Origin of the sequence: Orenia metallireducens, from assembly GCF_001693735.1 — a bacterium.
Lineage (GTDB): Bacteria > Bacillota > Halanaerobiia > Halobacteroidales > Halobacteroidaceae > Orenia > Orenia metallireducens.
Genome location: NZ_LWDV01000008.1, coordinates 521,273 through 535,775 on the forward strand (window position 1 = coordinate 521,273; position 14,503 = coordinate 535,775).

At 32.2% G+C, this 14,503-nt stretch carries 12 protein-coding genes and 3 pseudogenes; 14 read left to right on the forward strand and 1 reads right to left on the reverse strand.

Annotation, left to right across the window (positions count from 1 at the left end; all coding sequences use genetic code 11):
* From U472_RS16210 to U472_RS17660, 3 genes and pseudogenes are all read left to right on the forward strand, one after another.
* Window positions 1–207 (forward strand): annotated as a pseudogene (locus U472_RS16210) (transposase); the annotation flags it as partial.
* Window positions 208–799: 592 nt separating this feature from the next.
* Window positions 800–1,852 (forward strand): PorV/PorQ family protein, encoded by a 1,053-nt coding sequence (locus U472_RS07335; RefSeq protein WP_068716983.1) that lies wholly within the window; start codon window positions 800–802, stop codon window positions 1,850–1,852.
* A 297-nt stretch (window positions 1,853–2,149) separates the two neighbouring features.
* Entirely contained in the window at window positions 2,150–2,314 is a 165-nt protein-coding gene (locus U472_RS17660; RefSeq protein ID WP_425415770.1) for a 4-fold beta flower protein, read from the forward strand.
* A gap of 169 nt (window positions 2,315–2,483) precedes the next feature.
* Here U472_RS17660 and U472_RS07340 read toward each other — a convergent pair whose 3' ends face one another.
* Window positions 2,484–3,224 (reverse strand): PHP domain-containing protein, encoded by a 741-nt coding sequence (locus U472_RS07340; RefSeq protein WP_068716985.1) that lies wholly within the window; start codon window positions 3,222–3,224, stop codon window positions 2,484–2,486.
* Window positions 3,225–4,109: 885 nt separating this feature from the next.
* Here U472_RS07340 and U472_RS07345 point away from each other — a divergent pair.
* The 11 genes and pseudogenes from U472_RS07345 to U472_RS07395 all read left to right on the forward strand — a co-directional run bounded on the left by U472_RS07345 (window position 4,110) and on the right by U472_RS07395 (window position 14,469).
* Window positions 4,110–4,430: a hypothetical protein gene (locus U472_RS07345; RefSeq protein ID WP_068716987.1), complete on the forward strand. Its 321-nt coding sequence runs from the start codon at window positions 4,110–4,112 to the stop codon at window positions 4,428–4,430.
* 66 nt (window positions 4,431–4,496) lie between these two features.
* The gene (locus U472_RS07350; RefSeq protein WP_068716989.1) at window positions 4,497–5,606 is read left to right on the forward strand and encodes a M48 family metallopeptidase; all 1,110 of its coding nucleotides are present in this window, start codon (window positions 4,497–4,499) and stop codon (window positions 5,604–5,606) included.
* Window positions 5,607–5,817: 211 nt separating this feature from the next.
* A pseudogene (locus U472_RS17205) lies at window positions 5,818–6,417 on the forward strand (DUF1186 domain-containing protein).
* A 154-nt stretch (window positions 6,418–6,571) separates the two neighbouring features.
* Window positions 6,572–6,682, forward strand: a pseudogene (locus U472_RS17665) (SEC-C metal-binding domain-containing protein); the annotation flags it as partial.
* Window positions 6,683–6,882: 200 nt separating this feature from the next.
* The gene (locus U472_RS07365; RefSeq protein WP_068716995.1) at window positions 6,883–7,851 is read left to right on the forward strand and encodes an AAA family ATPase; all 969 of its coding nucleotides are present in this window, start codon (window positions 6,883–6,885) and stop codon (window positions 7,849–7,851) included.
* Between the two features lie 79 nt (window positions 7,852–7,930).
* Entirely contained in the window at window positions 7,931–8,749 is an 819-nt protein-coding gene (locus tag U472_RS07370) for a DUF58 domain-containing protein (protein WP_068716997.1), read from the forward strand.
* 2 nt (window positions 8,750–8,751) lie between these two features.
* Window positions 8,752–9,549: a hypothetical protein gene (locus U472_RS07375; RefSeq protein WP_068716999.1), complete on the forward strand. Its 798-nt coding sequence runs from the start codon at window positions 8,752–8,754 to the stop codon at window positions 9,547–9,549.
* Window positions 9,542–10,516 carry a vWA domain-containing protein gene (locus U472_RS07380; protein WP_068717001.1) on the forward strand — a complete coding sequence of 325 codons (975 nt, stop codon included), beginning with the start codon at window positions 9,542–9,544 and terminating at the stop codon, window positions 10,514–10,516. The genes U472_RS07375 and U472_RS07380 overlap by 8 nt, the downstream gene beginning before the upstream one ends.
* A 122-nt stretch (window positions 10,517–10,638) precedes the next feature.
* Window positions 10,639–11,610, forward strand: a complete 972-nt coding sequence (locus U472_RS07385) for a VWA domain-containing protein (protein ID WP_068717003.1) — start codon at window positions 10,639–10,641, stop codon at window positions 11,608–11,610.
* Window positions 11,607–12,503: a tetratricopeptide repeat protein gene (locus tag U472_RS07390; protein ID WP_068717005.1), complete on the forward strand. Its 897-nt coding sequence runs from the start codon at window positions 11,607–11,609 to the stop codon at window positions 12,501–12,503. The genes U472_RS07385 and U472_RS07390 overlap by 4 nt, the downstream gene beginning before the upstream one ends.
* A gap of 307 nt (window positions 12,504–12,810) precedes the next feature.
* The gene (locus tag U472_RS07395; RefSeq protein WP_176714121.1) at window positions 12,811–14,469 is read left to right on the forward strand and encodes a BatD family protein; all 1,659 of its coding nucleotides are present in this window, start codon (window positions 12,811–12,813) and stop codon (window positions 14,467–14,469) included.
* The last annotated feature ends 34 nt before the right edge of the window (window positions 14,470–14,503 follow it).

Here is a 14,503-nt window from a genome sequence, read left to right on the forward strand (position 1 = left end):
GAAGATGTTAAAGAATTTATGAGAACAGATAAAGGAAAAAGTATCTATAAAAAAAGAAAAGAAACTGTTGAGCGAAGTTTTGCAGATGGAAAAAACCTGCATGGACTTCGCTATTGTCGTATGCGTGGAAAGAAAAATGTTGAAGAACAATGTTTGTTAACAGCATCAGTTCAAAACATGAAAAAGATCGCAAGCGTTCTTAAGCATAGAGAAAAGAACTCTATTCTTCTAAAATCAGATAATAATATTAAATTTTTATTACTCTCTAAATCAATTTTAACTAAATTCAGCTATAGAAAAACCCCCACTAAAAAATTAGTGGGGGTTTTTCATCAATCTCAGAGGCACAATAGTTTGTGCCTCTTTTTCTATAGTGTGAAAGAGAGATGATGGGGCACTTCGTGTTAGTTTAACAATGTACAGTTGACGAGTTGACGGTTGACAGTTAAAGTCAAAACCATCTAACTTTATGATGTTAAGGTTTATTAAGCTTTTAACTGTAGACTGTTCACTGTAAACTATTAACTCGAAAATGTATCAACCCCCACATTTATTTAATTGAATTTATGATAAAATAATACATAAATAGTAGTTAGTTTTGTAATAAGCTCTATAGATAAAAAAGAGGGTTTGACTATCAGATGTAGAATTATGTAATTAGGTGTATAAATTCAGAGATTTTCATAAAAAAGATATTATTTTTAAAGTTTCTCTGTAAAGGCATGGATTATTATTTTTATTATTGAGAAATTAAATAAAAATCTCTGAAAAAATAAACTAAGGGAAGGTAGGTATTAAGATGAAGAAAATTTATGTTGTAGTAATGGTAGTATTGTTGTTGACAACAATGGTTGCTCCATCTTTTGCTGCTAATAAATTGGGATCAAAAGCCCATGGTATGGGAGGAGCCTTTACTGCTGTAGCTGATGATGCAAGTGCTGTTTATTGGAATCCAGCAGGGTTAACTCAAAGTGGACTGTTAGGGTTCAACCTCGATCTTGGTGGACAAGTAAATTCTGATGATGTACAAGCAATCCAAGATTTTATTGACAGTATCGATGCTATACAGAATGCAACAACTGACCAAGAGAAGATTGAAGCTGTTAAATCTTTGGAATTTCCTGAAGATGTTAAGTTAAATATTAATGGATTGGTAGCTGCAAACTTCAAGAAAGTAGGAGTAGGTTTAATTGCTAATAGTGAGTTAACAACTGAGTCTTCTGAAGTGAATAATGTTAAGACTCAAACTGCTCAAAATATGATGATTGGAGAAGGAATTATCTCTTTAGGGACTAATATCATAGATCCTCCATTGAATATTGGATCTATTGCTCTAGGAATGAATGCTAAATATATATCTGGTCGCTATGATGCTGTAGAATATAGTTATAATGAAACCAATTTAACATTCAATGAACCAGTAGAAATAAGTGATGATGCTACTGGTTATGGATTAGACGTAGGAGCTTTAATTAAAGTAACTGATATGGTTAATATTGGAGCAACAGTTAGAAATGCAACTTCTAAATTAGATTGGGACGAAAGTTCTGACTTGCCTGATGAACTAGAAAGAACAGTAACTTTAGGAGCAGCAGCTAAATTGCCATTCCCAATTGCTGCAACAGTAGCTGTTGATATTGAAATGCCAGAAGATCAAGAAGATATCTATCACTTTGGATTAGAGAAGAGAATTATTGCTGGTTTACTAGCTTTAAGATTAGGTGCTTATGAACAAAGTGGTGAAGATACAGTTTATACTGGTGGTTTAGGATTAAATGTACCATTTGTAGATCTAAACTTAGCTGTTGATTCAGATAAATATGTTAGTTTATCTGGAACATTTAGATTCTAAAGATATATTAATTAATAAGGCTGCTAGGGAGTTAATCTTTAGTAGTCTTATTTTTATTTTTTGTAGCAGTAAATTGAAATTTTGATTGCAAATTATCAATAAAACAGAGCTAAATAGTTACTATTGGGGTATATAATGCCACTCATTCTATAGCTATACAATTTGATTATCTATCTATTATTTTCTAAAATAAATTATAAAGATTAATATTTAGGAGGTGCATTAATCATCATCTCTTTATAAAGTAACATTTAAATTTGATTTTAAAGTTAAATGATTATATAAGGAGGGAATAAGATAGATGCCTTTTATAATAAGTCAGAAAAGACAGTAGCATGGGTAGATGACAAGTATATATATGATGTGGCTGGAAAGTACCAAGCCTTTATTAAAGAAGAGAAGGTCTTTAATAAAGATGAAGATTATGTAGGAACACTTAATATTGGATTGAAGGTATTTTAGAGGAGATTAAGAGAGTTTATTAATATAAATATAGATAAGAGCCTAGCTGATATCAGCTAGGCTCTTATCTATATTTATTATATATTTGAAAATATAAGTATACTTTACTACATCCTACTTTATTATCATAATCTAAGATAAAATTGAGGGATAACTCTGAAGTATTTTATTAATTTAGGTCTAAGAAATGATGTAAGTGTTTTCCAAATAATCCAATAATAGAAGCTAAGTGATATAAGTTTTTCTTAAGATAAAATGACTTAGTAAAATTATTATTTTGATAGTTATAAAAGGATATAATCTCCCTTTTAATATGAGCATCACTTCCAAAGGTAGCAAATTTACCTTTGCTTCTTCTGACTCTGCTGGCAATAAAATTTCTCTTCTTAGATAAAGTGTGGTTATAGGTCTCAATAGCATCTACTTTAGCGGTGATTTGATGAATATAATCTTTATTCTTTAGATAGTTTTTTTGGGCCATTCCAGCAATGTGAGGGATGGAGATCAAGGAATTATATCTTCTGGCTTCTTCTAGATAATATTCATATGATTGCTTAGTACGAGCAATCTTATTTCTATATTTAAAGGGTTCTACATTTTTAATATAGAAGTCAATCAAATCTCCAATCTCTTTAAAGTAGACTAAGAATTCAAAGCCATCATTACAACCAACCTCTATACCAGGCACGATATTTACTTCTCCACTTTCATATAGAGAAACATTACTCTTAATATTATTATGATCTGTGACAGAAATCAGGTGGGGAGTATTCTTTAGAAATTCTTTCAGAAAGTCTGTATCAATCAATCCATCAGATGCATTAGTGTGAATATGAAGGTCTATATAGCTCTTATTACCCCCAGTTAAGAAATTTTCAAAAAAACTGGAAATTTTATTCTTCTCTAGCATTAAATTACCCCTTCTGTTAGGATTTTAAGAGAAGTAATCTCTTAATTTATATCTGTTTTAAATTAATAATCTACAAAGTTAAGTATCTTACATTAATTATATCAGTAAGTAGAGGGGACTACAAGAAAATATATGGGTGATAATTGCTAGTACAATAGTATATGATTAGATAGGTCTATTTTGTGAGTATATGAGGGGAGGTAATTGAGTTATTTGGTATAGATAATGTTAGATAATGGGTATATTGCGACAGTTTTACTTTTTAAAAAGTTAACAAAATTATTAAGAACATCTTTCGGGAAAGCTTATCAGCTTTTTCCCGAGTAACTTTTGTCATTGCCACAAAAGTTACCAAAAGGTCTAGAAAAAAATATCCTACGAGTCTAACCTACGGGTTTAAAAAGCAAACCCTTCGTGGTAAACCCGATCAAGACTCTCTGTAGCAGAGCCCACTCACTTAGCAATCAAACTAATGAGTATTATTAAATATTAGATTCTCTAATAAGAATTTAATTGTGCTCTAAATTCTAGCTCAATTCTTGCTTCGCTCAAACAGAAATTTTTTTCGGTTTAAAATCTTTTAATTCTCAATTCTTCATTTTCCATTCTCAATTTTGAAAGTATCGCAATATCATTCAATTGTATCAGTTTATCTCCTAAAGGGATTAAATAGTTAATATTCAGATAAGATAAATTAAAAGCTGTTATTTGGGATAATTTCAAGTGCGATTACTATAACTTTACAGCAGGATTTGGGTTTATAATAGCAAAGATTATAATAAGTTGTTATAATTTTATTAAGATTAATGTTAGATATAATTTAATAGATTTTAGTGATAGTTCAAAGAGCATTTGATTGGAATTAGAGATAGGAGTTGAGATAATTTGAAGATTAGAAGAATGTTTCCTATTATAACTATATTACTATTAATGACTATTTTAACAGGTTGTGAAGGAAAGGGAGATTTAAAGATTATAACCTATGATAATCAAGGAAATTTATTAGATGATGTTTATGTGGGAATCTATTCACCAGAGTATAAACAACGCCTTGATTTTGCTTATACTATTAATGGGGAGGTAAATTTTATAGGGTTACCTAGTGGGATATATAGAATTAAAGTAGTTTTATGGAGTAAAGAAGAAGAGTTAGAAGTGAGGGTTAAAGATGGAGAGAGTACGTATTTGAAGTTAAGGGTGGAGTAATAATTGACAGCAATTGATTTAGGAGTGAAAATTATTAAAGATTAATTAAAAGTAAGGAGCGGTTAAATGCTAAAGTACAGTAGGAGCTTTTCCACTATATTATTTATAATATTGGCTCTGTTTTTGATAAATCTACCAGTAGAAGCAGTTTCAGATTTAGAAAGAGAGATTGCCAAAAAGAATTTGATAAAGTATCAAGAAGAGTATGGACTAGCTTATTTAGAAGCAACAGCTAGAGATAGGGTTTATACTATCTTTGATAAATTATCCTTAGAGGCTGCTAAGGATTCTTCAGATTTGAATTTTAAGCTATATATTGTCGATGCCCCTGTATTAAATGCAGCTTATTTAGGTGATGGGAACTTGGTGCTCTTTAAAGGATTGGTAGAGCGGTTGGAGGATGAGAATCAATTAGCAGCAGTTATTGCCCATGAGTTGGGGCATGGTGTCAATAATGATATAGCAGAGAGTATAAATTTAATCCAAGGGTTGCAGGTAGGTGGAGTACTCTTTGAAACCTTTACTAAAGGTAATAGGTATAAAGGAATCTTGGATGTAGCAGGAAATATTGGACTTAATTTATTGGAGAAGGGATATAGTCGGGAGCAGGAGAGAGATGCAGATGAATATTCAGTATTTTTAATAGAAAAGGCTGGCTATGACTCTTATGGCGCCATAGAGTTAATGCATATTCTTAAAGAAGGTGGCAATAATGACTCAAGGGTAGGAGAACTATTCTCTAGCCATCCTAACTTGGATAGTAGAGTAGAGTATTTAACAGGATTGATTAAGATGGTTAAAGATGCCAAAGAGTTATACTATTCACCGGTTGCAACTGCAAGGGTTTTTGCTCAAGGAATATTAAGTGATAATATGGAGGTGATTTATGGGAGCTACTGGCAGAGGGTTCAAGAAAGTCTAACTTTGAATCAATTTAAGGATAATAAGAGGTTGAAGCAGATACAAGAAAAGATAGAGATAATAAGCTTAGATAATTTTGGTGAGTTAGGATATACCTTAGAGATAAGAAATCAAGTAGAAGATACAGCTAGAGTTGCTATCTCCTTTTATGATGATGATAATCAACAAGAAGATTTATCCCTTGCCATTGATTTAATTAAAGATGAGTATGGGTGGAAGGTTTTAAAAGAGCCAGCAATTTATAATTTAAGATGATAAGTTAGATCTAAGAGTCAGTGCTAGCACTGACTCTTCTTATGCTATTAATTATTGATGTTAAAGTTTTTGTCTGCTATACTGAGATAGATTAAGAGAAATTAACATTATTTCTAAAGGGGAGATAATATTAAATGGAAAAGAATATAAAACCATTGATTAAAGAGCTATATGAGATTGATTGTTTTATAGAAGATAAAAAGTTAAAAAGATATTAGCTTATGGAGAAGAGTTGATTCCTTATTTAGAAGGGATGGTAGATGATGCTATCAATAATTATAAAGAATATAGAGATAAATCAATAAATTCTAATGAATATGTTGAGATTTTCTTTATTGTCCATGCACTATTCTTATTAGCAGAACTGGAGGCAGAGAATTCATTACCTAAGATCTTAGAGTTTTTATCTCAGGATGAGGAGTTTGTATACTTCTGGTTAGGAGATATCCTAACTGAAGATATCCAGTATGTAATCTATAAACTAGGTAAGAATAAGATGAAGTTATTAGAGAAATTTTTATTAAATAAAGATTACTATCTATATTTTCAAGAAACAGTTAGTATGGGATTAGCTAAAATAGCTGTATAGTATCCTAAAAAAAGAGAAGAGGTAATGGAAATATATCGAAATATACTAGAAAGTGATAAATGTGATCCACAATTGGTTGGTCTAGTAATTGGAGATATAGGTGATATGGGTGAGAAGGAATTAGAACAGGAGATTTATCAGGCTTTTGATGCAGGTAGAGTAGATAAGGAGATTATTTCTAGAGAAGATGCTAGGTTTACAGATTATAGTTACATATTATAGTTACATATTAAATAAGAAGAGTGATTGGAATATTTTTAAGCAATATAAAGAGTTTCGAGGTTCTTATTTCTCTGAATTTTCTCCCATAATCCTGATAACCATATCTCTGAGGATGAGTTTAACTTATTATTAGACTCTATAAGAGAAAGAATTAGAGAGAGCAGATAAATTAAAGCCTATAAGAGTAGACAAAAAGATGAGAAGAAATGATCCTTGCTCTTGTGGCAGTGGTAAAAAGTATAAAGAGTGCTGCCTGAATAAATAGTTAAAATGATTTATTATTTTAAATGAAAGTATATCATTCTAGTTATTGATTTTAATTATTCATATCGTCATAGTTTTGTCAAAATTAAGGTTTATAATGTAATAATAAGGTATAATTTATAAAATAGCTCATTTAATTTATATTAACTGGGCTATTTTTCTATAATAAAGTTATAATTTTTAGGGAGGTTGTTTTTACATATGGATATCGCACAGGTAGAAACAAAGGTATTAGAGAAGAAGGAGTTAATCAGTTTAGTCAAAAAAGAGATAGCAAAGTCGGTAGTTGGGCAAGATTATATGATTGAAAGAATCTTAATTGGAATCTTTACTGGTGGTCATATACTATTAGAGGGTGTTCCAGGCTTGGCTAAATCACTGACAGTCAATACCTGTTCTAAGGTTTTGGGAGTAGAGTTTAAAAGGATACAATTTACTCCTGATTTACTTCCAGCAGATATCTTGGGAACAGAGATATATAAACAGCATACAGGGGAGTTTGTGACCAAAAAGGGTCCAATTTTTGCTAATATTATTCTTGCTGATGAGATTAATCGGGCACCTGCTAAGGTACAGTCAGCTTTATTGGAGGCTATGCAGGAGAAGCAAGTTACTATTGGAGAAGAGACCTATCCTTTAGATAGACCCTTTTTAGTACTGGCTACTCAAAACCCATTAGAACAGCAGGGAACGTATCCTTTGCCAGAGGCTCAGCAGGATAGATTTATGATGAAATTAAAGGTAGGCTATCCAAGTAAAGCAGAGGAGAAGAAGGTTATTAACTTGCTAACTGAGAAAGGAAGATTGGAAGATATTCAGATAAATAGACTATTGAGTAGAGAGAGAATCTTTGAGATTAGAAATATAGTTAGAGATATCTATGTTGATGAGAATTTAAAGGATTATGTCCTTGATATCATCTTTAAGACTAGAGAAGAGAACCAATACATAGCCTGTGGTGCTTCACCAAGGGCTTCTATTAATTTAATCTTAGCAGCCAAAGGTCGGGCCTTCTTAGAAGGAAGAGCTTATGTAGTACCTGATGATATTAAAGCTGTAGTTTATGATGTCTTGCGCCATAGAATCTTACTTAGTTATGAAGCAGAAGCTGAGGAGATTAGTGAAGAGGATATAATTGCTGAGATTTTGGACAATGTTAGATTACCGTAGATAGTAAAAAGATTTTTGTTATTTATACTAATTACTTGTTACTAGTAACTCATTACTGAACTTCAGGAGGTGAATTATTATCATTTCTAAAGAGCTAATTAAGAAGATAAGAAGAATAGAGATTAAGTCCAATCAAATAGTTGAAGAGATATTCTGTGGGGAGTATCGTTCAGCCTTCCAAGGAAAGGGTATGGAGTTTGATGAGATTCGGGAGTATTATCCTGGTGATGAGATTAGAAGTATTGATTGGAATGTAACGGCTCGTCAGAATAAGGCATATATCAAGAAGTTCCAGGAAGAACGGGAAATGAATATGTTCTTATTAATAGATATGTCCTGCTCCAATAGTTTTGGTAAGAAGAAGGATATTATAGCTGAGATTGGTGCTACTCTTGCTTTTTCAGCTGTTAAGAATAGTGATAAGGTAGGTAGTATTCTATTTACTGATAAGGTTGAGAAGCTGATACCATCTAAAAAGGGCAAGAGGCATGTCTTATCTATTATTGAGGAAATCTTAAGCTTCAAACCAAGCAATCAAGGAACAAATATAAAAAAGGCTTTGCAATATTTTAATAGGATAGAGAAGAAGAGGAGCATAGTCTTCTTAATCTCTGATTTTCTGGACAAGGATTATGAGAAGGAGTTGAAGATAGCTGATAAGAAGCATGATTTAATTCTAATTAAAGTTATCGATAAAGCTGAGGAGAGTTTACCTAAGGGGGCTATCTTTGAATTTGAAGATTTAGAGACTGGTGAGACTATTGTCTTAGATAATTTACAAGGAAGGACTGAACTAAATTCAGATGCCAAATTGCCAGCTAGAAATTTACTTACTATCTATACAGATGAGGACTTTGTTAAAGCATTAATGTTATTTTTTAGGAGGAGAATGAGATAAGAATGAGAAGAAGTCGTATCATATTAGTTTTACTTTTGCTTTTGTCTTTGCTAGTCTTAGTTAATAGCTATACATATGGTGAAAATAGAGCTATTTATATTGGTGATTTGATTAAATTAGAGATTGCTAATACTAATTTATCTAAAGAAGATATTAGAGATAGCTTTAAAGATTTTGAGATAGAGAGCTTAGAAAAATTAGATTCAGGCTACCAAGTAGGAATTAGGAGCTTTGAAGCAGGGGAGAAGGTTGTCAATTTAGGCGATAAGGAGTTGAAGATTCAAGTAGCATCAACCTTGGATGAGGTTAATCGCAAGGATATCTTTGAAGGGGATTTAGAGCCTAAAGAAGCTGAGAAAATGCTGCCTTTGTATAAATTATTAGTTGTTATGGTTGCTATCATTGCACTCTTATCATTTCTACGTTTAAGAAAGATATTTGGCAAGAGAAATAGAAAAGAGTTGAGTATTTATAGTCAGTTTAGAACTAAGGTAGAGGAGCTTAGCCTTAAGGATGAGAATTATTTTGTCTTCTTAACTCTTGCCTTTAAGGATTATCTAGAACAGACCTTCAATTGTAAAATTGTAGGTAAGACCTCTAGTGAGATTATTGCAGAGATAAATTATATTCCTCAATTGGATGATTATCTAAACCAGATTAAAGAGTGGTTGAACTTTGCTGATATCTGCAAGTATAGAGGCAAGGAGGTCAGCCTAGAAAAAAAGGAGAAAAAGCGTGATGAATTGGTCAGAATAGTCGATTTGATAGAAGCAAGTAAAGAAGGTGTGAATTATGTTTAGGTTTTTACACTGGTATCTTTTATTTTTGATTCCGATACTTATATATATGTTTTTCCAGAAGAGAGGGACTAAGAGTATAGGATTTTCAAGTATTACTCTGCTAAAAGAAGCAGGGATGAAGAAAACTATCAAACATAAGATTGGAAGGTATCTAATCTTAGCGGGGATTATTTTATTAGTAGTTGCTCTAGCACGTCCTCAATCAGGAAAAGAGTTGAGAAATATCAAGAAGGAAGGGATAGATATTGTAGTAGCCTTAGATGTATCAGGAAGTATGAAGTCGATAGATTTTGAACCAAATCGCCTTAGTGTGGCTAAAGATACTATCAGTAGGTTCATTGAAGGCAGGAAGGTCGATAGAATCTCTTTAGTTATCTTCTCTGGAACTGCTTATACCAAGATACCTTTGACCTTGGACCATAATATTTTAAAAGAGACTTTAGCTAGTACAAGTACAGAGGATGTTAATAGAGATGGAACTGCTATTGGGATGGGGATTTCTGTTGGGATTAACCGCCTAAAGAAGAGTAAGTCAAAATCTAAGGTAATTATCCTAGTGACCGATGGAGAGAACAATGCTGGCAAGATAAATCCTAAGACAGCTAGCAAGTTAGCTAAGGATATGGGGATTAAGATATATACCGTTGGGGTAGGAAGTGATATTACAAAAGTACCTGTTGGCAAAGATTTTTTTGGTCAAGTTAGATATCAGACCTATCGAGGTGGGCTAGATGAAGAGCTGCTAAAGCAGATTGCCACAGCTACTCAAGGGGAGTACTTTAGAGCTAAGGATTCCAATGCTTTAGAGGAGATATTTGATAGAATTGACCAGCTTGAAAAGACAGAGTTTGATGTTAATAACTACTTTGAATATAGAGAATTGGCTTTTGGTTTTATTAAATTGGGATTATTACTTATTTTAGTTGGGATATTTTTAGAGAAATATCTCTTTTTAAAGATACCATGATATCAGTTTAAAGTGTATCGTTGACAGTTAAAAGATTAAATAATTATTTTATATGATTTGAACTCAACTGTACACTGTAAACTCTCAACTGTCAATTGTTTTAATTTGGGGGTGAGTTAAAGGTGGAATTTACTAATATAAAAAATTCAATATACTTCTTAATTCCAATTCTAGTACTTATAACTTTGATATTAGCTTATCAGAAACGTAATGGGATTATTAAAGCTTTGTCTTTTGATATAGATTATAGGTTTAAAGTAATTAAACCTACCTTAATGACCATGGGTATCTTATTGATAGCTTTTTCTTTGCTAAATCCTCAGATCCTTAAAGGGTATCAAGAGGTAGAAAAATCAGGTTTAGATATGTATTTATTAATAGATATTTCTAAAAGTATGTTAGCTGAGGATATTAAACCAAATAGATTGGAGAGAACCAAAAAGAGTATTGAGAATCTAATTGATTCTTTAGAGGGGGATAGAGTTGGCTTTATTCCTTTCTCATCAGATTCCTATGTACAGATGCCTTTGACTGATGATTATGATTTGGCAAAGATGTTCTTAGAGGTAATGGATACTGATATGATTGCTGGGGGAGGAACGAATATTGCTTCAGCCTTAAAATTGGCTAAGGAATCCTTTGATGAATCGGCTAAGGGTGACAAGGTTGTAGTTATCTTCAGTGATGGAGAGGAGCATAACCAATCTGGAATAGAGGTAGCTGAGAATTTAGGAAAGGTGAAGGTATATACAGTAGGTGTTGGTACCGAAGATGGGGCATTAATTCCTGAATATGACAGTCAGGGGAACAGAGTTGGTTATAAGAGGGATCAATCGGGGAAGTATGTCAACTCTAAGCTGAATATATCCTCCTTAAGAGAGATTGCAGAGAGTGGAGGGGGCAAGTCTTATCTTGTTTCTTTAATAGGTGATGAGATTGAGCAGTTAATCGATGATATATCTAAATTGAAGAGGGATAAGTATAGTAAAGATAAGATAAAGAAGTTTATTAAGATATATCAATACTTCTTAGCAACTGGTCTATTCCTATTCTTATTAGGATATCTTTTGCCTGAATGGAGGGGGCTTAAATGAAGAGAATCTCTTGTTACTTTATCTTGGCTTTAATGATAGTATCTCTATTATCAGGGTGTAATAGAGATCAGAAGAGTATAGCTCAGCTGATAGAAGAAGGTAATCAGCTCTATAATCAGGGCAAATATCAGGAAGCTATAAATATCTATCAATCAGGATTAACAGTTAATTCAGGTAATCAGCAATTAAATTATAATTTGGCTAATGCTCTATATAGACTGGGGAAATATAAAGAATCCTTGAGTTACTATAATCAAGCAACTAAGGATAAAGAGGTTTATATGAATATAGGTAATGTTTATAAGATGTTAGGTGATCAAAGCAAACAGCTAGCTGAGAAGATTAAGAATTATCAAGAGGCTTTGAATAATTATAAATCAGCAATTAAGCTAGATATGAATGATAAAGAGTTAAAATTTAACTATGAATATGTTAATAAATTATTAAGAGAATTGAATGATAAGCAACAAAACAAACAAGATAATAAGAAAAAAGAAGAAAATAAAGATAATCAAGAGAAAAAACAGGATAATGAAGGTAAGGAAGACTCTCAAGATAAGAAACAGCAGAATAAAGAAAATAGTCAAAACCAAAATACTAAGCAACAGAATCAATCAGATAAGCAGAAGCAACAAGATAATAAGGGGGCAGAAGAAAAAGAGAGTAAATCTAGTGGAGATAGTCAGACTAAAGAGAATAAAGAAGATGGCAAGCAAGAAGAATCTGCTAAAGAAAGTAGCATAAAAGAGGAAGATGGTAAGTTAGATCAAAAGAAATTACAGGAAGCCTTCAGTATACTCCAAGCACTAGAGAAAGAGGAAGAGGATAGTCTTAAGAACAATCAGAAGATAAAGAAGCCTGGAGATAATCAAGGTGATAAGTATGATTGGTAGTTTTTAATACTGATAGTAGCTGTTAATGGGTATATTGATCTACCACTTCATGCAAAATCAGCCTCTCCTTAACTAATGAGAGGGGGAAGATACTATATTTTCTTTTATTCCCTCTCCTAAGAATAAGAGAGACCGATTGTGTATGAAGGGTTAGGGTGAGGTGTGAATTCTAAAAGTGTTGTAGCATCTATCAAGTGTATCAATGTTTCTACTAGTCACTTGTTACCAATTAATAGTTACTAAATTATATAGTTAAAGAAAATAATTAATTCAAATTATATGTTCTTAATAAATCGGAGGTGAGATTGTGAAGAGGATAATCAATGTAATAATATCTTCATTACTTTTTTTATTAATCTTCTCTGCTCTGATTTTTGGGGCAGAAGAAGAATTTCGTTTAGATATAGATGATCTTTATTTATCGGAAGGAACAAGTACCAATCTAGTGATCTCATTAAAGGATACTAAAGGGGCAGAACTTGTTGAAGTAGAAGGCTTAGATAACTTTCAAGTTCTGTCTAAGAGGTCAGGTAGTCAAACGACTATTATCAATATGGAGAGAAGTTACAGTAAACAATATCATTATGTAATTATGCCTAAGGAAGTAGGGGAGTTTACTTTACAAGGGGTAGTTGAATATAAGGGTAAGACCTACAGAACGAATAAGCTGCAGATTAAAGTAGAGGAGAGAAAAGTGAATCATAATCAGGATAATAGCAATATCTTTATTAGAACGACTCTATCTAAAGATAAGATTTACTTTGGTCAGAAGATCATTCTAAAGTATGATCTATTTACTCGTTATAATTTGGAGAACTATGGCTTCCTAGAAGAATTCAACTTCAATGATTTTATCAGTCAGGTCAAATCCCAAGACCAATTAAAGGCTAACTATGTCTACCTTGATGGGAAGAAGTATATCAAGTATGAGGTGGGACAGATTATCTTAACCCCAACTAAGACAGGTAAATTAAAAATACCTGACTACCCTTTCCAAGCAAATATCAGTACAGGGGATTTCTTTAGTTCTTCTAAAGCTACTTACTTTAATACAGAAGCTAAGACTATCGAGGTTTTGCCATTACCTCAAGAGGGGCAACCTGAGGATTTTACAGGAATTGTTGGTAATTTACAATTAGATAGTAACTTGGCTGATCAAGAGGTGGAGTATGGTGATTCTACAACCTTAAATATTAAGCTAACAGGTGATGTAAACTTAGATAGTCTTGATAAGATTTTAGATAATGACATTTCTGGCTTTGAGATTTATCAGACTCAGAAGGATAAGAAAGAAGAGATCAGAGGGATGGAATACTATGCTGAAAAGAATTTTGATGTTATTCTTGTTCCTAAAGAGAGTGGTGAGCTTAACCTTCCTGAAATCAAGCTACCTTACTTCAATCCAGAGAAGAAAGAGTATGAGTACGCTACTATAGCAGCAAAAACTATTAAAGTTAATGGTGGGGTTAAAAAGGTACAACAGAATCTAGTTGCAAGTAGCAATCCTGCTAAGGAATCCCAAAATAAGAGTATAGAGATATCCCAAATTAATACTACTGCTCAAACCGATGAAGGTTATTATACCTTTAAGATTAAGAAGAATTATCTCAAAATAGCCTTAGCTACAATTGGACTATTGATTCTTTTAATGATTATCTACTTGGCAGTCAATAGGTATAAGGGTAGTGAAGATGAAGAGTTAAAAGAATATTATAAGCAGATCAAAAAAGCTAAGGATGAGGAAGAACTCTATCATCTTTTCAATCAGATAATAAAGTATAAATATAATATCAGCCTTAAGGCCAATTCCAAGGCAGAGCTATCAGCTAGAATTTCTGATGTTGAGTTATTAGCTAATATTTATGAGATTATAGATTATATCGAGAATAAGAGGTATAGTGGCAATGAAGTAAGTTTAGATATGAAGGAAAAAATTAAAGAAATTTATAAAAAAATAAACAATTAGAAGAGGAGCGCTGTTAATCAATCTAGAAATGATT

What these genes read in the sequence shown, in the direction of transcription:
- U472_RS07335 (WP_068716983.1), top strand. Translation starts at nt 800, where the DNA reads ATGAAGAAAATTTATGTTGTAGTAATGGTAGTATTGTTGTTGACAACA.
- U472_RS07340 (WP_068716985.1), bottom strand. Translation starts at nt 3,224, where the DNA reads ATGCTAGAGAAGAATAAAATTTCCAGTTTTTTTGAAAATTTCTTAACT.
- U472_RS07350 (WP_068716989.1), top strand. Translation starts at nt 4,497, where the DNA reads ATGCTAAAGTACAGTAGGAGCTTTTCCACTATATTATTTATAATATTG.
- U472_RS07365 (WP_068716995.1), top strand. Translation starts at nt 6,883, where the DNA reads ATGGATATCGCACAGGTAGAAACAAAGGTATTAGAGAAGAAGGAGTTA.
- U472_RS07375 (WP_068716999.1), top strand. Translation starts at nt 8,752, where the DNA reads ATGAGAAGAAGTCGTATCATATTAGTTTTACTTTTGCTTTTGTCTTTG.
- U472_RS07380 (WP_068717001.1), top strand. Translation starts at nt 9,542, where the DNA reads ATGTTTAGGTTTTTACACTGGTATCTTTTATTTTTGATTCCGATACTT.
- U472_RS07390 (WP_068717005.1), top strand. Translation starts at nt 11,607, where the DNA reads ATGAAGAGAATCTCTTGTTACTTTATCTTGGCTTTAATGATAGTATCT.